Below are 21957 nucleotides of genomic sequence, written 5' to 3' on the forward strand. Positions count from 1 at the left end.
TTAAGAAAATTTTATATTTCCAAGTCAGCCGAATTTAACGTCACTATGGAAATGTCATCGCCGTCATTATAAATTTTGCTATAGCTGATATCCTGTCTGACCCTGAACTTCATCCATCCTATTGATATTCTTGTATTAGAATACATAATACCTTTGCATATTATTTTGTGATTTGCAATATTATCCGTTGGAATTATTTCTGTCAGCTGTCTTTCTATTTCATAAATTTCATTGTTAGCTTTGATCTTCATTAGCACAAGCTGCTTATGAACATTATTTTTATTTTCGCTATCCAAGGATGAATTTAGTATTAAATCCATTTTCTCATCTATTTCTTTTAGTTCTTTCTTTTTTAGTACCAAATCCTTTTCAAGTCTAAAGTTCGATTTCTTTTTTATGTCTATTATTTTCTGCTCTTCCTGATATTTTGTAAGGTCAATAACCAAATTTGTTTCCAAGTTTGTTTTACTGCCAATTGTTTTTGCGTAAATTACATTTACAGCTTCGCTAGTTCCACCAATTATGGCAGCATTGGAGCCTCTAAGTATTATTGAATCAGCAGCTTTTACATTGCTATTAATCAATACTTCTGCATATACGGACTTTAAGGTTTCTATATTAGCATTTTCAATGTATTTGCTTGTTACGTTACCTTTCGCATAAATAGTTCCTTTGCCCATTCCATTCATTCCTTTGCTTATTACGATATCACTGTCTGATTCTATAAATGCGCCTTCAACCATGCCTCTTACCTTAATGTCGCCTACCGCCTTTACAGAAAATCCCTCTTTGACGTCTCCGTTAATGATTACACTTCCCAAAAAATCTATGTTTCCGGTTGAGTTGTCCACATTTTCTACTCTGTAAACGCCTTCCACAAAGACTTTATTGTTTTTGAATTCAACGCAACCTTCTGTTGATGCAAGAAGTTTAAGTCCGTCATCAGATATGTGTGTGTTCTTACCGTAATTAAACGAGACATTTTTGCCGGGTTTGTAATAAACAGGCTTTCCGTAGACATCGATTCCATTTTCTCCTTCTTTTGCCGGAATTATATGGCATAATACCGTATCTTTAGTTACATTTATTACATTGTTTAGATTTCTGAAATCAATTCTTCCGTCCTCATCTTCTATAAAAATATTCTCTTTTGATATATCAAAGTCATAAACGAGTTGAGCATCTGTTCCGTTAACCGGCTCTTTACCTGATGCAGCAACAAGTTCTTTTGAATATTCTTTTTTGATACAGTAATTCTTAATCTCATCTTTTCTTATGCCGTATACAATATTCTGCTCTGCCAAGTAATCAAGTACTTCTTCGCAGTACAACTCTGCCTGATTATCAGGTGACTCAATTCTAATATAAGCCTTTAATCCATCTGCAGAAATAAGGTGATTGATTTTGCATCTAACAGCTTCCTCCTGTACAAATGCAGTTTCTTCAGTATCATCTTTAATTATATTATTTGAATTATTCATGGCATATCCTTTATCAATAAGATTTCTGTTACATTTTATCCTCTTAGAGCATTTATAGTCTGTTCTATTTCATCTGCTGTCTTAATTACACTTGAATTCAGTTGAAATGATTTTTGTGTCTGAATAAGTTTTATCATTTCTTCCGACATCTCAACATTTGAAGCTTCTAAAAATCCCTTTGCAACATTCGCCTCTTCAAACAGATTGTATTCCGCATCATCATTTGCAATTCTGAACAGATTGCCACCGGCCTGGGCCAGATCACCTCTGTTGCTGAATATAAATACTCCTACATTTATATCTTCAACATTTTCTACAATTATAGGCTCTTCATCCTCATTCAGTACATAACCTCCCTGAAATGTCAGGTATTTTTCACCGTCAATATTTGTGAGTTCGAAACTACCTCCTCTTGTAAACATATTTTCTTCTTCAAACTGTACAGCAAAAAATCCGTCTCCTTGAATAGCAAAATCCGTAGGTACTCCTGTTCTTACAGGTGCACCTTGAGTATGTATTACGTCCACTTTGCTGATTTTTGCTCCGCTACCTGACTTTAGATCGGTATTCTCTCCCTGCACACCTCTTATATTAGTATACAATAAATCAGAAAATTCCGGTTTAGATCTCTTAAAACCTTCTGTTTGCATATTAGCCATATTATTAGATAATACATCGAGATAATTCTGGCTACTCAATGCACCATTCGTCGCCGTATAGTATGCTTTAATCATTAATCCTTGTCCTCCCGCTATCCAATTTTTCCTATTTCGTTAACCGCCTTATCATTAATCATATCATATATTTTCAACGCTTGGGCTGCTGTCTGTAATGCCCTTTGAGACGACAAAACATTAGTCATCTCTTCTGTCATATTTACATTTGATCTTTCTATAGTTTTATTCTTTATTGAAGGGTAGTCCACAAGATCAGGTTCAACATCCGATATAAACATTCCTTCTCCGAATTTTCTAAGATCGGCATAGTCTTCAAAATCGTAAACAGCAATACTGTCAATAACCTCATCATCAACTATTATGCTCCCGTCCTCAGAGAAATCAAATGTGTCTCCTCCTATATATATTTCTCCAAATTCACCCTGAACTCTTCCGGCCCCCTCAAGAATTAAATACCCTTCTTCATCAATATTGAAGCTTCCGTTTCTTGTGTATGAAATTTGCCCGTTATTATCAACTGCAAAAAACCCCGCTCCTACAATGGCAAAATCGGTATTACTTCCGGTTTCTTCCAATGTTCCTTGAGAATGTATGGTATTATTCTCGGTTACAGTTCTTATTATGGAAACATTGTTTATTTCCTCTGCTTCTGTATAAATTCCGTTTTGCTTGTATTTATTTATCAGCATGTTTCCAAAATTTGATGTAACAGCCTGCTCTCTTTTATAGCCGGCTGTGTTCATGTTTGCTATATTGTTACCCGAAATGTCTATTTTCCTTTGCTGTGTAAGCATTCCTGATGTTAAAGAATACAACCCTCTTGACATATTGTCACCTCTCGTTCTTCTCAAAATTATCATTTAAATAATTTTTTATATTTTTCCCTAATTTCTGCAATGCTGACGTATGTATCTGCGAAACTCTTGAATTGCTTATAGCTAAAATATCAGCTATATCTTTCAGTTTAAGTTCTTCTTTATAGTAAAGTGAAATAACCAGCTTTTCCTTTTCTTTAAGATTATTAATGCTTTCAATCAAAACCTGTCGAAGCTCCTTTGATTCCATTTTTTGCTCAGGCAGTTCGTATGCACTGTTAAGCTCATTGTCTCTCAAATTTGCTTCCCCCAACAGCTCTTCAAAGGACATAATGCTTGTACCATATGCATTGTTGACAATTTGATTAAATTGACTCATATCCATTTTAAGATATTCTGCTATTTCAGTATCAGACGGAACTCTCCCAAGCTTATTAGATAATTCATTCTCAGCTTCCTTCACTACCTTATAGTCACTTTTTACTTTTCTCGGAATCCAGTCCTGTTTCCTGACATAATCAATAATCGATCCTCTAATACGTATTGATGCATATGTTTCAAATTTTGTATTCTTCGAAGTATCGTACTTTTCTATTACTTCCATTAAAGCAATCATTCCCTCATTTACGATATCTTCCACATCTCCGTATTGCTGATATATACCCCTCAGTTTCAAAGCTATTATTTTAACTAAGTAGCTGTATTTTTCAATTATTAAATTTCTTGTATGGATATCTCTTGCAGCATAATAATGTTCCCATAATTTATCTTCATTGGATTGTACCTGATTATTATCAGTTAAAATCATATGCATCACTCTTTCATTTAGATTGCTATATTACCCATTGCCTGTATCTGGACAGAATTGTCAATTTCATTAAAGGATAAAACCACTGCCTTAGGATAAAACTGATCCAGCAGTTTTCTAAAATATCCTCTCACAAATGGAGATGTAAGGATAATTGGTATGTTTATTTCATCCTTCAATTTATTTATTTGTTCTATCAGCTGACCTACAAGCTTCTGCATCAATTCAGGGTCGGCTGAAAGATATGATCCCCTGTCATTTTTGCTTATTGAATTTATTATTAATTTTTCAACATCTGTACTTAATGTTATGACCTTAATTTGTCCTCCGTCGGACCACTTATGCGTAATTGTTCTCTTTAATGACTGTCTTACATACTCTGTAAGCATCTCGGTATCTTTCACTGACGTACCATAATCACCTATGGTTTCCAAAATAGTTTCCATATCTTTAATCGGTATTCCCTCTCTAAGCAGATTACCTAATATTTTTTGGAGGTTCCCAGTAGACAAAATCCCAGGAACTACTTCTTCAACCAACGATTCATTAATTTTCTTTACATTGCTCAAAAGCTGGTTCATGTCCTGCCTTGATAAAAGTTCATGGGCATGAACTCTTATAACCTCGGACAAATGTGTTATAAGAACCGATAGCGGGTCAATAACCGTATAACCGTATATCTCCGCCAGTTCCTTTTTATCCTTTGCTATCCATCTGCTAGGTATACCATATGCCGGCTCAATTGTTTCAATTCCGTCAACCTCACCGGTCAGACCCCCTGGGTCAAGAGCAAGATAGTATTCAACTAAAATTTCTCCTCTTGCAACTTCTTCCCCTTTAAGTTTAATAACATATTCATTTGGATTGAGATACCCGTTATCTCTCAGTCTCACAGAAGGAATAACCATTCCCATCTCCTGTGCAAACTGGCGGCGGAACATAACAACTCTGTCTATAAAGTTTCCTCCGCTTGCTTCATCAACCAGTGGAATCAAGCTGTACCCTACTTCCATCTCAACGGGGTCAATCTGAATCAGCTCATATATGTTGTCAATATTTCTGAAATATTCATCTTCCGAAGCAGCTTCCGTTACAGGCTCGTTTTCTTCATGTTCTTCCAAACTTTGCGCTAATTTTTCATTGGACTTAAGCAGCCTGCTCCCAAGGAAAATAAATATAGAAGCAAGAATAATAGTCTGCGTCTTAGGAAAATTGGGTATAACTGCCATGAATAAAAGAACTATTCCTGATATTATTAATGCCAAAGGCTGCGATTTTATCTGTTTTGTAAGATCAACATTAAGGCTTGATTCAGATGCCGCCCTTGTAACTATCATGCTTGTTGCAGTTGAAATCAATAGGGCAGGTATCTGCGAAACTAGCCCGTCTCCTACGGTTGCAATTGAGTATGTCTGCAAGACCTCCGAAAATGTAGCTCCACCCTGAACCATTCCTATAATAACACCGCCGAGAAAGTTAATTGCAGTTATTATTATGGACATTATGGAATCGCCTTTTACAAATTTTGTAGCACCATCCATGGCTCCGTAAAAATCAGCTTCCCTCTGTATATCGCTTCTTCTTTTTTTAGCCTCTACTTCTGTTATGATACCTGAGCTCAAATCTGCATCAATAGCCATCTGCTTACCGGGCATTGCGTCCAAAGTAAATCTCGCCGTAACTTCTGCGACCCTTTCCGCTCCCTTTGTAATAACAATAAATTGAACCAGTACAATAATTAAAAATATTACAAACCCTACTACTGCATTACCCTGAAGAACAAAGTTTCCGAATGTAGCTATAACTTCTCCCGCCGCTCCTTTGTTTGTCATTATCAGCCTTGTAGACGAAACGTTCAAAGATAATCTAAATAATGTAGTTATGAGCAGTAGTGATGGAAATACCGAAAATTCTAATGCTCCTTTAATATACATAGTTGTAAGTAAAATAATTATTGATATTGAAATATTGATAATAAACATTAAATCCAGCATAAATGGCGGCAATGGTATTATTATCATTAGTATTACTGCAATTATAAATAAAGAAATAGAGTTGTTTAATATGCGTCTCATTAATGTTTTTCCTTTTCCCTGAGCCTATAAACCCATGCCAGAACTTCTGCCACAGGCTCATAATATTCTAATGGTATTTCATGGTTTAATTCGGCTGAAGCATATAAAGCTCTTGCAAGAGGCACGTTCTCTACAATGCTGATATTCAAGTTTTCAGCCTTTTCAATTATCTTCATGGCAATGTTGTCCATTCCCTTTGCAAGGACTATAGGTGCATTATCCTTGTCGATATCATACTTAATAGCAACTGCAAAATGTGTAGGATTTCTTATAATTACATCTGCTTTTGGAACCTGCTGCATCATTCTTGTCATTGCAGCTGCCCTTTGCCTTTCTTTTATTTTACCCTTTATTAGAGGATCTCCTTCCAACTGTTTGTACTCTTCCTTAACTTCCTGTTTTGTCATCCTGATATTTTTTTCGTATTCCCACCACGAATACAAAAAGTCAAACGCCGAGATAGCCACAAACGCAATAATCACACTTTTAACAATAGCCATAATTGAAGAAAAAATAAATTCAATACCGATTGCAAGATCTACTGAAGCTAGTTTAGGAACCTGCAACAGCTTGTCTATGATTGAAGAATATATTACATATCCCAATATTGCAATTTTAATTATATTTTTAGTAATCTCAACAAGAGATCGTATGGAGAACATCTTTTTAATCCCTGTCAGAGGGTTAAGCTTGGAAAACTTAAATTTTATATTTTCCTTGGTAATAAGAAACTTTGTCTGCGCACCTGTAAATATAATAGATGCTGCCATCACAGAAACCATCAGCAATCCTGCGGAGGCAAAAATCGTAAATGCCATATCCTTGAACATATGCTTGATTAAAGTATCGTTGATGTCATATGTTATTTCCATCAAGTGTATGTATTTCTGAAAAGCACCGGCAGTATAAATATAAATGTGCGGAGCCCAAAAGTTAAGAATTACAAATGAAACAGCTATTACCCCTACTGTTACAATGTCCTTACTTTGAAATACATTACCTTTTTTTCTTTCATCGCGCCTCTTTTTGGGAGAGGCTTTTTCGGTTTTATTTTCTCCTGCCATAGCTATCCTTTTTCTATTAGATCAACGCCATCAAGCTGTTTTCCATAGTATCAAACATAAGTGTCACTATATTATCTATAAATGTCGCATATGTCGGTACAAGTACAATTATCATCAGCATTCCCAGCAAAATTTTAAGTTGAACATTTACAGAAAAAACCTGTATTTGTGGTATTGCTTTCATTAAAATACCTATACCTGATTCAAGTATTACCTCTACTGCTAATATAGGCATTGAAAGCTTCAATGAGAGTATCAATATCTGTTTGAACAAGTCAACCATATTAAAAAATAATTCCTCAGGTATTGAAAAATGACCTATCTCAATTAATTTGCAGGAGGTAATAAATATATTAATCAAGGTCAAATGTCCGCTGGCACTAAAAAATACTAAAATAAGTATTACATTCAAAAAACTTCCCGATATACCGGTCGACATACTGCTGCTTGGATCATAAATTTTGGACATGGACATACCTGTCTGCATATCAATAACTTCTCCCGAAATAACCACGGTGGAAAAAAACAAATTCATAAGATATCCGATTAAATATCCAATAAAAATTTCTTTTACAATTAATAAAAAGTATTCAATTAATGATCCAATAGCTATTATTTTTTCCGGAGGAAGCACTCCATAAACCGTCACCGCAAGAAACAAGCTTACGGATGTTTTAACCAATACAGGAATATTTCCCCTTCCAAATAGCGGATTAAAAAAAATACAGCCGCTCATTCTTGCTAATATTAATAAAAAATACGTAAAATCCCCTGAAAATGTCATATTATCCCCTAATAAACCGTGAGCATCAAGTCAAAAACATAATGCGTAAAATCAGACATTATTTCTGCCATCCACGGTCCCATTATAATAAGTATAATTGCAGTTACAAAAAGTTTGGGAACAAATGTCAGAGTCTGTTCATGTATTTGAGTTGCAGCCTGAAAAACGGCTATCACCAACCCTATCGTTAAACTAACAAGCAATATGGGAGCTCCTACTTTTATAGCCGCTCCTGCAGCTGCCTGCATGACTTCCATAGCAAGTGAAATACTCATTTTTTCTCCCTTTTAAAAATTGAAAGTAGTAACAAGCGTTTTAAACAGTAATGACCATCCGTCAACAAGAATAAATAAAAGTATTTTAAAAGGCATTGAAATCATTACCGGAGGCAACATCATCATTCCCATGGACATGAGAACACTTGAAACTATCATGTCAATAATTAAGAATGGTATATAAAGCAAAAATCCCAATATAAATGCTCTTTTCAATTCACTAGTTACAAATGACGGAATAACAACAGTCAGAGGAAGATTTTCAACGCCTTCGGAATTTTGAATTTCTTGGTCGCCAGACATATCAACAAACATCTTCAATTCATTTTTGCCTGTTTGTTTCAGCATCCATTCTTTTAGAGGATCCGTAGCTCTGTCATAAAATTCTTTCTGCGTTATTTCTTCATTTTTATATGGTTCATATGCCTCAGTATTTATTTCATTTATTACAGGAGACATAATAAACAAAGTTAAGAACAATGCTATTCCTATTAAAACCTGATTAGGCGGTGTCTGCTGCAACCCTAAAGCATTTTTCATAAATGACAAAACTATTATTATCCTTGTGAAGGCTGTCATCATGATCAATATTGAAGGCAACAGTGATACAACGGTTAATAAAACCAAAATTTCAACTGTTTCAAGTGCATCGCCGTTTATATCCATATTTATAACGCCACCGTAGGCGGGTTGTACATTTAACAGCGCAATTAAAAGCAGTATTATCGATATCTTGTATATTTTTATGAATTTTCTTATCATACTTCCTCTTTTCAGACAAAACGGAACGCAATAATTTATGTTGATACTATTTTTTAAGAAATTTATCAATTAATTTACCGAACTCCGCTGGATGCTCAGTTATCTCATCTGTTGCAGGATAAAAATCATCCAGCTCTCTGAGAACGTTAATATTTTTTTCTGTAATTCCAATCAGGTAAAATTTACCATTTATTTCTGCAATTGCAAGGAATTTATTTTGTCCCAGCATTATTTTATCGACTATGTTAATATATTTAGACTTCATGCCAATGCTTGTCTTAGCTGAAAGCCATTTTGTACTGTAATAAGTCAGGAACAATACCAGTACTATTCCTATTATTGAAAATATGAGGGATAATATATCCTTGTAAATTTTAACCAGCCCCTATCCCAGTATTCCTTGAACTGTTTTTAATACTCTTTCTGCTTTAAATGGTTTTACTATAAAGTCCTTTGCTCCATTCCGTATGGCTTCCACAACCATGGATTCCTGCCCCATTGCAGAGCACATTACTATCTTTGCGTTTGGATCAATTTCTTTTATTTCTTTTAATGCTTCGAGACCATTTTTATTTGGCATCGTAATATCCATTATTACCAGATCCGGATTTTCCGCCTTAAATGATTGTACTGCAATTTCTCCGTCAGCTGCTTCAATTAAGTCGTCATACCCATTCTTTTTAAGTGTATCCTTTATCATCATTCTCATAAATGCTGCATCATCTACTATTAAAATTTTACCTGCCATTTTTCCCTCCATTATGTGCTTATAAAGTTATTTTCATCAATTCGTCTTTCTTAATTATTTCTGCTATTCTAACACCGAAATTGTCGTTAACAACCACAACTTCTCCTTTTGCTATCAACTGGCCGTTGACTATTATATCAACAAGAGCTCCTGCTTGTTTATCAAGCTCTATTATTGTTCCCTGAGAAAATTCAAGAATTTCTTTAATCTGTCTCTTCGTCTTGCCTATTTCAACACTTATTTCCAGCGGCACAGACATAATCAATTCAAGATTCGACAGCTGCTCTTGTGAAAAAGATTCTTCATCTTCGCTGAATTCATTAATTCTAACAGGTCTTACACTTACAGGAACCTGCTGTTTTTGCTTCTGCTTAACCTTCCTAGGCTCGTTACTTTTTTCAGGCTTTTCCTCAATATATATCTCTTTATCGTCATCATCTTCAATAACATTTGTAGATTTTTTGACTTCCTCAGCTGTTACTTTGCTTTTATTAGAATCTTCCGATTCTCTCGCCTGATCTATAAGACTTTCTTTTTCATCATTCGAGGGCATTTCAGTTCCCTTCAGGAAATTAGAAATTATTTCTCTTGCAAGAGAAACCGGCATTACATTAACAAACTGACTTTTAACACTGCCTTCTATAAATAGGTCAAAACTGACTGCAACAATAACATCTTCTTCTGTAAAATATTTGCTTCTGAACTCTGTTTTGTTGTCAATTTCATACGCCATAGGTGTCGATATGTTTATAGACTTTCCTAAAAAATCTGAAAGAGCTGTAGCCGCAGACCCCATCATTTGATTCATAACTTCGCATATGGCGCTTGTATTTATTTCATCCATTTCGAATTCATCATCAGATATGGTCTGTCCCAGCAAAATTTCTATGATTGCTTTTGCATCCATCCTTTTCCAAATCATCAGATTTACACCGTTCAGTCCCTCTATATAGTTTATCTCAACACCTATAGCAGGTTCAAGATTTTCGTAGTTGAACTCAACAGCCTCTATTACATTTACCCTTGGTACTGTTATTTCAACTCTTTTACCTAACAGTGTGGACAGCGAAGTAGCAGAAGAGCCAAGACTTATGTTCATAACTTCTCCTATTACATCCCGTTCCATATCTGAAAAAATATTTCCATTTACCATAATAGCTCCTCATTTAATGTATAGTTTTATTTATCTTTATTGCACCCTTATTTTTCCTTGTTCCCCATTTCCCTTCAAACCATTTTTCTCCATCCACATTAACATCAACATCTGAATTAATGCTTTTATCCAATATTATTAAATCTCCAACCTGCATATTTACAATATCCTGCAATGTTGCATTTGATTTTCCCAATATTCCCGTAATTGTTAATTTTGAAGATCTCAATGAATCCATTATTGCTGACTTTTGCTCTTCTATGCTCTGCTCGGACTTCTTGTTCATAGACTTTGATATTATACTTGCTTTTTTTAATATTTCTTCCAGAATATTCAATGGAACGCATATGGTAATTTTCCCGCTTGATTGATTTAATGTTACGTTCAGAACCACTATTACCACTGAATCGTTGTAATTTATCGATTGAATAAATCTCGAGTTAGTTTCTATCTTTGAAAGATTCGTTTCTATTTGCAAAGTACTTTCCCATGTGCTGCCCATCATTTTTACAAGTTGTTTAATCATATTGTTCAGAAGAGATAATTCTATGTCCGTATAATCTCTTATGTTATCGTACTCCTCACCACTTCCTCCGAGAAGTCTGTCTATAATCACAAAAGACAAAGGCTTTGATATTTCCATTAGTATTTGATTGTCAGCTTTCGTATCATCAGGATACTCAACATCTATAAGCCCCATCAGAACATAATCATCCAACGCATTATTATATTCGTGAAATATGCTTTCTTCGACCTGTTCCACCGAAACGTCACACATGAGTCTAAGCATTGAAGTCAGCCTTGACGTCAACATTCGGCAATAGTTCTCGTAGATACCTTTAAGCAACTTTATTGTTTCTTTGGTTATTTTTTTAGGACTTCTGAAGTCATATTCTTTTATCTTTTTATCCGCCGCTTCCAGCTCCTGTATATTAACATCACCGCTGTTTAAGTTGTTCAGCAACTCGTCTATCTGGCTTTGCGATAGTATTTCTGCCATAACTTCCCTCATTCCGTATTTTTAGCTAATTTATATATGAATTTTTTTTGTATTCTATATTTTCATCTGATTGATCATTACTGTTTATAGTTTCCTGAATTTTTTTCGTATAGCTTATGGGATATCCAGCTCTGGAAATGTAAATTTCAACTCTTCTGTTCTTTGCCCTTCCCTCCGGAGTTGAATTGTCAGCTATAGGGCTATACAATCCGTATCCGATGGCCAGATACTTGGCCGGACTTATGACGTCCTTATCCTCCAGATACTTTAATACCACATTCGCTCTATCCGTAGACAGTGAACGGTCAATATCGGTCTTATCATATTCTACCTCAGCAGTATGACCTGCTATTATAACTTCTTCAACATATTCATCCACCAGCACAAGCCCTTGCGCCAACACATCTAAGATATCTCTTCCGCTTTGCTCCAATACATCACTGTATCCTCTGAATGTAACCGCGTCCGAAAACCTAATAAAGACATATTCTTTGGTCTTGCTTATTTCTACCTGTTCTGTAAGATTATTTTCATCAACATATTGCTTAAGAAGAGAATAAAGTGCATCCAATTCATCCGATTCCTCTTCATCATCGTTCATCTCAACCGCTTCACTTTCCCCTTCTCTATCGGAAGGCGAACCTTGCGTATAATATACCTCAGGATTCATCTGTTTTGAAAATGACGCTACAATTGCTGCATACTTAGCTGCATCAATGGTTGACATCGCATAAAGCATTATGAAAAACGTCAGAAGCAATGTTACCATATCGCTGTAAGTTTCAAGCCAACTGGCTCCGCCGCCTCTTTTTAATTTTTTTCTTCTAGCCATAATAATCCCTACTATTCAAAATATTAGGCATTTGCTTCCTTCTTTCTGCCTTTGCCTCTTTTCTTACCTTTGTCTTTTTTATTACCCTTGCCTTCTTCATCCGAGTTATCCTTGCTTCCTCTTTCTTCGTATGTTATATACGAATTTAGTTTTTCCCTTATGTATTTCGGATTCTCTCCTGATTGTATAGAAAGAACGCCTTCCATAATCATTTCTTTAACAATCATCTCTTCGTCATGCTTCGCTTTTAACCTGTTTGATATTGGTGCACAAATCAGATTTGCCAGCATGGAACCGTAAAATGTCGTAACAAGCGCTACAGACATTCCCTGACCCAAGGAACTGGCTCCATTTGTTACATTCATATTCGCAAGCATGTTTATAAGTCCTATCAATGTTCCTATCATACCAAATGAAGGGCCGAAAGAACCGAGGGTGTCAAAAAATTTCCAAGCTGAAGAATGCCTCGCTTCAATACAGTCAATTTCATTTTCAATTTGTGACCTCACCTTTGTTGGTTCAATTGCATCAACTATAAGCATAACACAGTATTTTAAGAACTCATCCTGAAGTTCTATATTAGTGACTTTTTCCTCAAGAACCAAAAGGCCCTTAAGCCTTGCCTCCTTGGCCAGTTCTTCTATTGTGTCTATATACACGCCAAGGTCTATTTTTTCCCTTTTCATGAGCACCTTGAAATTCTTAGGCACATCTTTTATATACTTTATGGGAACTGACATAACTGTTGCAGCTATAGCACCGCCAAAGGTTATAGACATACTCGGAAAATTAATAAAACTCGCCACAACCTGTGAGGTACTTGATCCGCTTTGAAGAATGCCATAAGCAACCAGTCCAATTCCCGCCAGCAATCCTACTAAAAATGATATGTTCATGATGCACTCCTTTGTTATTCAGCAGTTATTCCTCTGATGATTTTTTGATTATATTCAATAATCTTTTTTACTATTCCTTCTTTTGAGTCTTTAACTAAGTAATATCTACCTGTTGTTAAGGTAATTTTAGTTTCCGGAATAAATTCAATTTTTTCTATCAATGTTGCATTGATTAAAAAAGCCTCTCCGTTAATACCCAATACTTCTACCATATATCCTCCCATGTAAATTAATAAAAGCATTAATTATATTCACAAAACTTTTGTAAGCATAGTTAATTCCTCTATCAATATGCAGGCGGCGGTATACATCCGCCTGCATATTATTAAATTTATCTCTTAAGATTAACCAATTCTTCAAGCATCTGATCAACTACCGAAATTATTTTTGTATTAGCTTGGTATCCTCTTTGTGTTATTATCATGTCTGAAAATTCGTTGGCTAAATCTACGTTAGACATTTCCAACCCACCTGTTACCAAAGCTCCTGTTCCGCCCGCACCCGGTGTATTTACTATTGGTGTACCAGTATTATTTCCTGCTGTATAATAAGAATTTCCCTCTAATTTCAGAGCATCCTGATTAGGTATTTTAAAAACAGGAATAGCTCCTATCGGAACAATTACATCATTTTCATCAACAGCTGTTATTGAACCATCGCTATTTATCGTTATATTGTTGTATTTATCGTAATCATTAATTATAATTACATCTAAATCAACACCTAATGTATCTTCTAAATTTATTTTTTCTTTTCCGTCAACGGTATCAGTATCTATTTCATTAGTACCATCATTATCCCATCCCAGTACGCGATAACCATTAACATCTACTAAATTTCCAGCTTCATCAAAGTTAAGTGCTCCAAGTCTTGTATAAAGCGTTTCACCGCTTGTACTTTTCACAGCTAAATATCCTTCTCCGTTGATATATATATCCGTTGATTTATTAGTAGGGGAATATCCCGAAATTGTATGAATTGTATCAACTGAACCAATTTGTGCACCATAACCAACCTGCGATGCATTTGTGCCGCCTCTGTCATCACCAGGTGCTCCCGGATTTTTTATAGTCTGATAATAAATGTCTCTAAATGTAGCTCTTTGCGTTTTAAAACCATATGTATTTACATTCGCGATATTATTACCTATAACGTCCATTTTTGTCTGGTGGCTTCTCATTCCCGAAACACCAGAATAAAGTGCTTTCATCATAATGTTTATTCTCCTTTTTTTTATTAGCTGTTTAAATCCATCAGGAAATCAGGATTTTAGCCTCCTAAAAAGGACCGGCTATTTTATTACAGCTCCATCTATGTTTGTAAAAATATTTTCTTTTAAATCCTCGCTGTTTACAGCAGTTATAACCTTATTACTAATTGTACTTACAATAAAAGCTTGGTTCTCTATCATCACAAGTACATTTTTCAGACCTTTTTCCTTTGCCTGGTCAGCAGCTTCATTTAGCTTAACTGTTACATCGGTACTCACATCTATACTTCTTTCTCTTATTCTTTCATTTGCATGCTTTGAAAAAACTACTCCGCTTTCAGTCTTTTCATTGTTAATTTTTTGATTTAATACTTCTTTAAAGACCGAATCAATATGTTCTTTATTTTTAACGGCGCTGCTTGTCTGCATGCTGTTTAGATTGCTAATTTTTCTTATAAAATTAACATCTGTCATATTACCACCTGCCTTACTTGTTTGTTTGGCTAAATTCCCCCCAAATCAACAGCAGTTGTCTCATGTTTTTGTAAAGAATCATTAAGACCGTTAATTCCTTCCAGAATATCTGTTAATATCTCCTGAACCGGATCAGTTTCAGGTTCTTCTGCCTGTTTTATTTCCATAACATTTAAATAGCTGTACTCTTTATCATTTACATAAATGGTTGATCCTCCTCCGAAAATAGTAACTCTTTGAACAACTCCCTCTTCAATATCCAATTCGCCGCGCGAGTTGTATTCCGCAACAACCACTTGCTTTCCAATTAATGATGTAGCTTGTCCCTGCATTGATATCTCAGTAAGATCTGACATTGCCTGCAATGACGAGAATTGAGCCATCTGTGATATGAATTCCGTATTTTCCATGGGATTCATTGTATCTTGATTTGTAAGTTGCGCAACAAGCAGGTTCAAAAAATCCTGCATATCCAGTGATTCACTTTCATTTTGAACATTAAGATTGTTTGTTCCGCCTGAGCTGTTCACGCTATATGTTGAATTATAAGCATTAATTTCCAATATTAGCCTCCTTTTATAGCCTTGCACTTCTCAAATTCATAAGCTTTGCGAACACATCTTCTTCATCAGTGTCATTTTCATCTTCTTGTCTGTTGTAATAATTTCTTTGCCTTCCGTGTCCGTTTTCCTGGTCATAGTTCTCATTGTATCTGTGCTCGTTATTCTCATTTTGCATCACTTGATGACCATTCGGCAGTTCATGGCTCTTTACAATAATATTAACCGATGAATTTGTTGTGCCTTTCAAAACCTCTGCAAGTTCAGATACCTTTGAATGCAGTATGTTCTGTGTATCCTTATTCAGGGCTTTAATTTCAACAGTCATCTTGCCGTCTTCAATTGTCATCTTGATATCAACCTTACCCAGCTGCTTAGGCTTTAGCTCCATGGTTACATACTTAATATTCTCTTTACCGTTGCAATCCTCTTTCATGAATATTATTTTGTCCTTCACTTGATTCAATACCTGAGGATTTATCATAGAAGACTCATCCGACACTTGAATAATCTTGGTGTCTTGCGGAACAAATATTCTATCAGGAGATATCATCTCAGGGTTGTAATCTGTTCCATTTTTCTGGTGCTCATTAAGCACAAACGATTCATTATTACTTTTTTCATATTGAATTTCTGTAAAAATTTGTTTATTATCCAAAGAATTCATTATCTTAGGCGATAAAGAAATTTCTTTATTCACATAATGATCAAGATTTTCGTAGTTGGTTGCATTCGTTGATACTATTGTTTTCGGCTCTAAGTAGCCTATATTCTCAGGAAATAATTTCACAAGTTCAGCATTTTCATCTACTTGAATCTCGTAATTCACCATGCTTATGAAGTTTAATAATTTTGCTGATGTTTTGTCCTCTTTGGCTTCAGGCTCATCCTCTGTTTTTTCACTATTAACCTCATAACCTTCATCCTGCAATGGGACAAAATCTATAAGACGGAATAATGAAATCATATCCACAGTGCTGAGTTCAGAAAGCTCCGCCGGTTCTACCTGGCTTAAAATGTTGCTGCCAGCCTCCCCATCATTAAGCTGCGACAGTATTTTTAGAAAAGCACCATTATTACCCTTAAGCCCCTTGCTGCTGGTAAACATATTATTCAAGGCTTTTTCAGGCATGACACCGCTAAGATTTGCTGTGATATTCATTTTTTTCACCTCCTTTCAATAACTAGTTACTATATTGCATATCTTTTTGACACGCTATTGTTTGAAACGAATTCTTCAATAAATATTTCCTCGTTTCTGTTCAAAGTCTTGTTATATTTATCCTTCTCTTTTTCCTTGAGCTTTTCAAGACTTGATATTTCCATATTCATGCTTATTATTTCTTGCCTCTTTGCTTCAATTTTTCTTAGAACGATGCATTTTTCTTCTTCCTTGTTCTCAATTTGCTTTAATATACTGCTTGTAAGCATCTTGTAATACGTCATCTCTCCAACAGAAATTAATACAGAAGATTTTTCTATAAATTCTTTCTCTATTTTTTGAAGTTGTGCCTTCAGATTATTAATGCTGGCTTCAATCCTAGCAAGATTATTATTTAACCCTCCAAGTTCAATTTTAAGGTTATCTAGCATCTGCTCTTTTATTTCTAAAATTTTCTGAAGAGTAAAGCTGAATTTTTTCAATTTAATCCCCTTTTTAAATGTAATTGTGAAAAAATTTATATATCTTTAATCAAAGAAAGTGTTTCATCATATGTATAGTTTTCATTTATACCCTGAATCAGAAATTCATTAACTTTATCAATCTTTCCAATTGCAGTGTCCAGCTTTAAGTTTGTACCTTTTTTGTAAGCACCAATAGAAATCAAATCATAATTTGCGTAATATACAGATAAAATATCTCTTATTTTCTTAGCACTGTCATTATGGTCTTTTGCTGCAATGTCATTCATAAGTCTTGATATACTTGCATTTATATCTATTGCAGGATAGTGGTTGGAATTCGCCAGCTTTCTTGTAAGTACTATATGCCCGTCCAGAATTCCCCTTACTGTGTCTGAAATAGGTTCATTTGTATCATCACCTTCAACCAATACAGTATATATTCCTGTTATTGAACCATTTTGAAAGTTGCCGCTTCTTTCAAGAAGTTTCGGCAGCTCAGCATAAATAGATGGTGTATATCCTCTTGATACCGGTGGTTCGCCTGTCGCAAGGCCTATTTCTCTCTGAGCCATTGCAAATCTTGTTAAAGAATCCATCATGAGAAGTACATCCTTGCCCTTATCCTTAAAGTACTCTGCAATTGTTGTTGCAACCAATGCACATTTAACTCTAAGCATAGCCGGCTGATCTGATGTTGCAATCACAAGTATGGATCTTTTTAATCCTTCTTCTCCTAAATCCTTGTCGATAAACTCTCTTACTTCTCTACCCCTTTCACCTACAAGAGCAATAACATTTATATCTGCTTTTACATTCTTAGCAACCATTCCAAGCAATGTGCTTTTACCCACACCGCTTCCGGCGAAAATTCCCATACGCTGTCCCTTGCCTATAGTTAAAAGTCCGTCTATTGCCTTTACGCCAAAACTAAGAGCACTGTCTATCCTAGGTCTCGACAGAGGATTAATGTAGTCATTGTCCACATAGCAGTATTCATTTCCATCAAATTCTTTACCTCCATCAATCGGTTGACCTGTAGCGTCAACAATTCTTCCTACCAAAAAATCTCCAACCGGAATTTTTAATTTATTTTTAGTCGATTTAACTGTATTTCCCAGACCTATACCTTTTATGTCTTCATAGGGCATAAGCAAGACCCTTCCGTCGTTGAAACCCACAACTTCTGCCCGTACCTTTCGATTTAGTATGTCAGTTTCAATCTCACATACCTCACCGATTTTATACCTGCTTCCAGTTGCCTCAATCATCATACCTGATATTCTCTTAACTTTTCCTATGTATGTGCAGAGATCTTCTCTTGCCAACACTTCCTGTATTTTAGCTAATTGAATTTTAGACTGCATTTTTATTTAAAACCATCTCTTTAAGATTTTTTAACTGCGTATTTATACTTGCATCCAATACACTGTCCGGTGTTTCAATTATTGCGCTGCCTTGATCAATATCCTCTGAAATTTCAAATTTTACATCATTTGATATTTTGCTTAAAGCATTTATCAGTTCCTTATCTGTTTGAACTGAAATTGCGTCATCTTTGCTAGACATATACACCTTAACCCATTCTGCATTTCTGTAATTCTTTATTAAATCTTTAATTATGCCTGATATTACATTGTCCTTAACACTGATTTTATGTCTCAGTATCTTTTCTGATATATCTATTGCAAGATTTGTCAACCCATTCTCATATTCTGAAATAATCGAGTCCTTTTCTTCTTCTATTTTTTCAAACATTTTTTTAAGCTCTTCAAGCTTCGCAGAATTTTGTAAGCTAAGCTTTTCTTCAACGCTCACTTTCCCAGTCTCATATCCTTCGTCATAGCCTTTATTTTTGCCTACTTCAACACCTGCATTGTAACCTTCTTCATAGCCTCTTTTTTTGCATTCGGCTATTTCATTTTGAGCATTTCTTTTTGCTGCACTTATAATTTTTAGTGCCTCCGCTTGAGCTTCCTTCAAAATAATTTCTCTTTGGTTATATATATCATATATATCTTCTTTTGAAGTGCTTATTATTTCCTGTTCAGGCAGCTCTGTCTTTTTAATGTAATTTAACTGACTATCTGCATTACTATCAAAGATAACATATTCGGCCTTGATTATATTAGACAATAATATCATCCTTTCCGCTCTTAGCTATAATGAGTTCCCCTTCTTCTTCGAGACGCCTGATTACAGATACAATTCGCTGCTGAGCTTCTTCCACATCTCTCAAACGTAAGTTGTGAGTATATTCAAGCTCTGATCTGATAGTTTCACCCATCTTAGTGGACATATTGCTAAACAGCATATCCGCAACGTCCTTGTTCGAGCCTTTAATTGCATAAACAAGGTCTTTTGAGTCCACCTCTCTGAGAAATCTTTGAATACTCATTGAATCCATAGTAACAATATCTTCAAATACAAACATACGCATTCTGATTTCATCAGCAAGTTTTGCATCTTTTTTACTTAATTCATCGAAAATGTATTTTTCATTTCCTCTGTCCATATTATTCATAACATCCGCAACATAGTTAACCCCGCCAATTTCTGTAAAGTCAACGGATATAATAGAGTTAAATTTCTTCTCCAGTTCTTGCTCAACATACTTAATAATTTCGGGAGATGTTCGGTCCATCTTTGCTATTCTCTCTACTACGTCAATCCTCTTTTCCTTTGAAAGCTCCGATATTACAGCAGATGCTTGATCTGCTCTTGCGTATGACAATATAAGGGCTATTGTCTGTGGATGTTCATTTTGTATAATAGCCAATAGATTCTTATAGTCAGCTTTTCTTAAAAAGTCAAAGCTCTTGGATCTCAGTGTTTTGGTTACTCTTTCTAAAAGACTTGCAGCTGTTTGAGAACCGAATGCTTTCTCAAGCACGTTTTTCGCATATTCCAGTCCGCCCTCAGTTATAACCTTTTGAGTCAAGCATAAGTCATAAAAATCTTTTAGAGTTTCCTCCATTGTTTGGGAATCTAAATGCTGCAATCTGGATATTTCATATGTAAGTTGTTCAATTTCATCTTCTTTTAAATATTTGTATATCTTTGAAGCATCGTCAGCACCGAGTGAAATAATAATCGCCGCAGATTTTTGTCTGCCTGTTAACTTTGTTGATGCCATTAATCATCTTCCCCCTTAAGCCATGTTCTGATAAGCTGCGCCGCTATTTCAGGATTAGAATTTGTAAATTCCTTAAGCTGCTTTTTAATTACCTGCTCAGGTGTTTCCTGAAGTTTTATTTCATCCTGTATATCAGCCCACGAATAATCTGTTGCTGCTGCTTCAGCTTCAGCTCCTTCCTGACTTTTCTTAGCCTTTTTTCTCTTTCTCAAGATTAAAGTCAATATAAGCGAGAAAATTGCTATCACAGCCAGCGCTATTCCGCCATAGATAAGTATATCTCTCAGCTGTAATCCTCTTGGTTCACCTGGCTCAGCAGTTACAGGAACCACAGGTGCCTCTGGATCATAAAACATCATATTGTGCAGTGAAATATCCTCTGTACCTACTCCTGCGGCAAAGGCAATAAGTTCTTTAACTTCATCTATCTCTTCTTCTCTGATGCTTGCTTTATTAATTACTGCAGCAACTGTAAGCTGCTCAATTTTTCCGGGGTTATGCTCTATTTGCTCTTTTAACTGGCTCACCAAATAATTAATTGAATTGGAATCCTTGAAATATATGTTTTCGCCTTCAATTACTACTCCAGGGTACGTTGGAACTTCAGCGTTTGTTTCTGTTCCTGCCATTCCCCCTACAGTCTCGCCAGGTCCTGAAACTTCCCTGTCACTTTTCGTCTCACCAGGAACTCCCAGATTTGTCTGTTCATCTGGCAAGTATTGCAATAGTTCGCTTATCTTTTTATCAAAATTAATAGTGCACTTCGCAGATACTTTTACATTATCCGGGCCATAGATTCTTGCCAGGAACTCTGTGACATTTTTTTCTGTTTCTTTTTCAAATTCCTTCTCGATTTCAAGCTTTAGCTTTATAGTATTTGTCTGACTCATCTCACTGCTTACTACAAGGCTGTTTCCTTCGGTATCAATAATTGCTACATTTTCTTCTTTTAACCCTTCCACACTTTTAACTATAAGCTGCATAATGCCATTTGTCTGAGACTGCGACAATGAATGGCCGGTAGAAAGATTTATTTTTACCGATGCTGAAGATTCTTCTTTTTTTGTCTCCCACGCAAAATTTCCATTTTCAGGTATATTTACGGTAACTATTGCTTCCTCTACTCCGTCTATGGTTTCTATGGAAGCTTGAAGTCTTTCCTGCAATTGAAAAACTTCATATTTTCTCTTTTCATAATCTGTAGTCATGAAATCTATGTTTTGAGTAAACACATCATAATTTGCTCCGGTACGCGGATGACCTGATTGTGCTAACTGCATTCTCAGGCTGTTTTCTTTATCTTCGGGTATAAGAATAGTTCCGTCATTTTCATATTTATAATCAACATTATTTTCTTGTAACTGCTTCATTACTTCTGCAGTTTCCTGTTCATCTATATCGCTGAAAAGAACTACATAACCTTTATTGTTTAGAACAATAGTTATTACTAGTGCCCCTGCTACTAATCCAATAAGTCCGCCGATTATTAACTTCTTTATCTTGCCACTGAGTTTTCCCCAAAACTCTGTTGTGTTTTTCCAAATGTTCCTAAATTGTTCTGCCATTTGTAGCTCCTAAATTAGT

The 21957-nt window shown here is 35.4% G+C and carries 25 protein-coding genes; all 25 read right to left on the reverse strand.

The features are described 5' to 3' along the window. Nucleotides 1-11: 11 nt before the first annotated feature. The 25 genes from ACS3UD_RS10100 to fliF all read right to left on the reverse strand — a co-directional run bounded on the left by ACS3UD_RS10100 (nucleotide 12) and on the right by fliF (nucleotide 21938). Complete coding sequence (locus ACS3UD_RS10100; RefSeq protein WP_308139728.1) at nucleotides 12-1481, reverse strand: DUF342 domain-containing protein; 1470 nt, start codon at nucleotides 1479-1481, stop codon at nucleotides 12-14. A gap of 35 nt (nucleotides 1482-1516) precedes the next feature. Further along, nucleotides 1517-2215: a flagellar hook-basal body protein gene (locus ACS3UD_RS10105; RefSeq protein ID WP_308139727.1), complete on the reverse strand. Its 699-nt coding sequence runs from the start codon at nucleotides 2213-2215 to the stop codon at nucleotides 1517-1519. A 17-nt stretch (nucleotides 2216-2232) separates the two neighbouring features. After that, nucleotides 2233-2985 carry a flagellar hook-basal body protein gene (locus ACS3UD_RS10110; protein ID WP_308139726.1) on the reverse strand — a complete coding sequence of 251 codons (753 nt, stop codon included), beginning with the start codon at nucleotides 2983-2985 and terminating at the stop codon, nucleotides 2233-2235. A gap of 4 nt (nucleotides 2986-2989) precedes the next feature. Further along, complete coding sequence (locus ACS3UD_RS10115; RefSeq protein ID WP_308139725.1) at nucleotides 2990-3781, reverse strand: sigma-70 family RNA polymerase sigma factor; 792 nt, start codon at nucleotides 3779-3781, stop codon at nucleotides 2990-2992. A 17-nt stretch (nucleotides 3782-3798) separates the two neighbouring features. Next, on the reverse strand, nucleotides 3799-5856 hold the full coding sequence (gene flhA / locus ACS3UD_RS10120; protein WP_308139724.1) for a flagellar biosynthesis protein FlhA: 2058 nt from the start codon (nucleotides 5854-5856) through the stop codon (nucleotides 3799-3801). After that, complete coding sequence (flhB, locus tag ACS3UD_RS10125) at nucleotides 5856-6920, reverse strand: flagellar biosynthesis protein FlhB (protein WP_308139723.1); 1065 nt, start codon at nucleotides 6918-6920, stop codon at nucleotides 5856-5858. Before flhB ends, flhA begins: the two co-directional genes overlap by 1 nt. Nucleotides 6921-6936: 16 nt before the next feature. Then, a complete protein-coding gene (gene fliR, locus ACS3UD_RS10130) occupies nucleotides 6937-7704 on the reverse strand; it encodes a flagellar biosynthetic protein FliR (RefSeq protein ID WP_308139722.1) in 768 nt (255 codons plus the stop codon). 8 nt (nucleotides 7705-7712) lie between these two features. Continuing rightward, nucleotides 7713-7979, reverse strand: coding sequence for a flagellar biosynthesis protein FliQ (gene fliQ, locus ACS3UD_RS10135; RefSeq protein WP_308139721.1), 267 nt, complete (start codon nucleotides 7977-7979; stop codon nucleotides 7713-7715). A gap of 12 nt (nucleotides 7980-7991) precedes the next feature. Next, entirely contained in the window at nucleotides 7992-8741 is a 750-nt protein-coding gene (fliP, locus tag ACS3UD_RS10140) for a flagellar type III secretion system pore protein FliP (protein ID WP_308139720.1), read from the reverse strand. Nucleotides 8742-8787: 46 nt separating this feature from the next. Further along, the gene (locus ACS3UD_RS10145; RefSeq protein WP_374049899.1) at nucleotides 8788-9060 is read right to left on the reverse strand and encodes a flagellar biosynthetic protein FliO; all 273 of its coding nucleotides are present in this window, start codon (nucleotides 9058-9060) and stop codon (nucleotides 8788-8790) included. Between the two features lie 66 nt (nucleotides 9061-9126). Next, nucleotides 9127-9489, reverse strand: a complete 363-nt coding sequence (locus ACS3UD_RS10150) for a response regulator (RefSeq protein WP_308139718.1) — start codon at nucleotides 9487-9489, stop codon at nucleotides 9127-9129. A gap of 19 nt (nucleotides 9490-9508) precedes the next feature. Then, complete coding sequence (fliY, locus tag ACS3UD_RS10155) at nucleotides 9509-10642, reverse strand: flagellar motor switch phosphatase FliY (RefSeq protein WP_308139717.1); 1134 nt, start codon at nucleotides 10640-10642, stop codon at nucleotides 9509-9511. Nucleotides 10643-10655: 13 nt separating this feature from the next. Next, nucleotides 10656-11642 carry a flagellar motor switch protein FliM gene (gene fliM / locus ACS3UD_RS10160; protein ID WP_308139716.1) on the reverse strand — a complete coding sequence of 329 codons (987 nt, stop codon included), beginning with the start codon at nucleotides 11640-11642 and terminating at the stop codon, nucleotides 10656-10658. Between the two features lie 25 nt (nucleotides 11643-11667). After that, complete coding sequence (locus ACS3UD_RS10165; protein ID WP_308139715.1) at nucleotides 11668-12474, reverse strand: OmpA/MotB family protein; 807 nt, start codon at nucleotides 12472-12474, stop codon at nucleotides 11668-11670. A gap of 23 nt (nucleotides 12475-12497) precedes the next feature. Next, on the reverse strand, nucleotides 12498-13370 hold the full coding sequence (locus ACS3UD_RS10170) for a motility protein A (RefSeq protein WP_308139714.1): 873 nt from the start codon (nucleotides 13368-13370) through the stop codon (nucleotides 12498-12500). Nucleotides 13371-13384: 14 nt separating this feature from the next. Then, a complete protein-coding gene (locus tag ACS3UD_RS10175) occupies nucleotides 13385-13582 on the reverse strand; it encodes a flagellar FlbD family protein (RefSeq protein ID WP_308139713.1) in 198 nt (65 codons plus the stop codon). Nucleotides 13583-13701: 119 nt separating this feature from the next. Then, nucleotides 13702-14583, reverse strand: a complete 882-nt coding sequence (locus tag ACS3UD_RS10180) for a flagellar hook-basal body complex protein (RefSeq protein WP_308139712.1) — start codon at nucleotides 14581-14583, stop codon at nucleotides 13702-13704. Between the two features lie 78 nt (nucleotides 14584-14661). After that, on the reverse strand, nucleotides 14662-15054 hold the full coding sequence (locus ACS3UD_RS10185; protein WP_308139711.1) for a TIGR02530 family flagellar biosynthesis protein: 393 nt from the start codon (nucleotides 15052-15054) through the stop codon (nucleotides 14662-14664). Between the two features lie 29 nt (nucleotides 15055-15083). Beyond that, on the reverse strand, nucleotides 15084-15617 hold the full coding sequence (locus ACS3UD_RS10190; RefSeq protein WP_308139710.1) for a flagellar hook assembly protein FlgD: 534 nt from the start codon (nucleotides 15615-15617) through the stop codon (nucleotides 15084-15086). A 13-nt stretch (nucleotides 15618-15630) separates the two neighbouring features. Next, nucleotides 15631-16776, reverse strand: coding sequence for a flagellar hook-length control protein FliK (locus tag ACS3UD_RS10195; protein WP_308139709.1), 1146 nt, complete (start codon nucleotides 16774-16776; stop codon nucleotides 15631-15633). Nucleotides 16777-16805: 29 nt separating this feature from the next. After that, the gene (gene fliJ, locus ACS3UD_RS10200) at nucleotides 16806-17258 is read right to left on the reverse strand and encodes a flagellar export protein FliJ (protein WP_308139708.1); all 453 of its coding nucleotides are present in this window, start codon (nucleotides 17256-17258) and stop codon (nucleotides 16806-16808) included. A 35-nt stretch (nucleotides 17259-17293) separates the two neighbouring features. Continuing rightward, a complete protein-coding gene (fliI, locus tag ACS3UD_RS10205; protein ID WP_308139707.1) occupies nucleotides 17294-18604 on the reverse strand; it encodes a flagellar protein export ATPase FliI in 1311 nt (436 codons plus the stop codon). Then, complete coding sequence (locus ACS3UD_RS10210; RefSeq protein WP_308139706.1) at nucleotides 18594-19373, reverse strand: FliH/SctL family protein; 780 nt, start codon at nucleotides 19371-19373, stop codon at nucleotides 18594-18596. The genes fliI and ACS3UD_RS10210 overlap by 11 nt, the downstream gene beginning before the upstream one ends. Beyond that, nucleotides 19366-20373, reverse strand: coding sequence for a flagellar motor switch protein FliG (fliG, locus tag ACS3UD_RS10215; RefSeq protein WP_308139705.1), 1008 nt, complete (start codon nucleotides 20371-20373; stop codon nucleotides 19366-19368). Before fliG ends, ACS3UD_RS10210 begins: the two co-directional genes overlap by 8 nt. Then, on the reverse strand, nucleotides 20373-21938 hold the full coding sequence (gene fliF / locus ACS3UD_RS10220) for a flagellar basal-body MS-ring/collar protein FliF (RefSeq protein ID WP_308139704.1): 1566 nt from the start codon (nucleotides 21936-21938) through the stop codon (nucleotides 20373-20375). Before fliF ends, fliG begins: the two co-directional genes overlap by 1 nt. Nucleotides 21939-21957 lie beyond the last annotated feature (19 nt).

Source organism: Sedimentibacter sp. LTW-03 (genome assembly GCF_052059825.1).
GTDB lineage: Bacteria > Bacillota > Clostridia > Tissierellales > Sedimentibacteraceae > Sedimentibacter.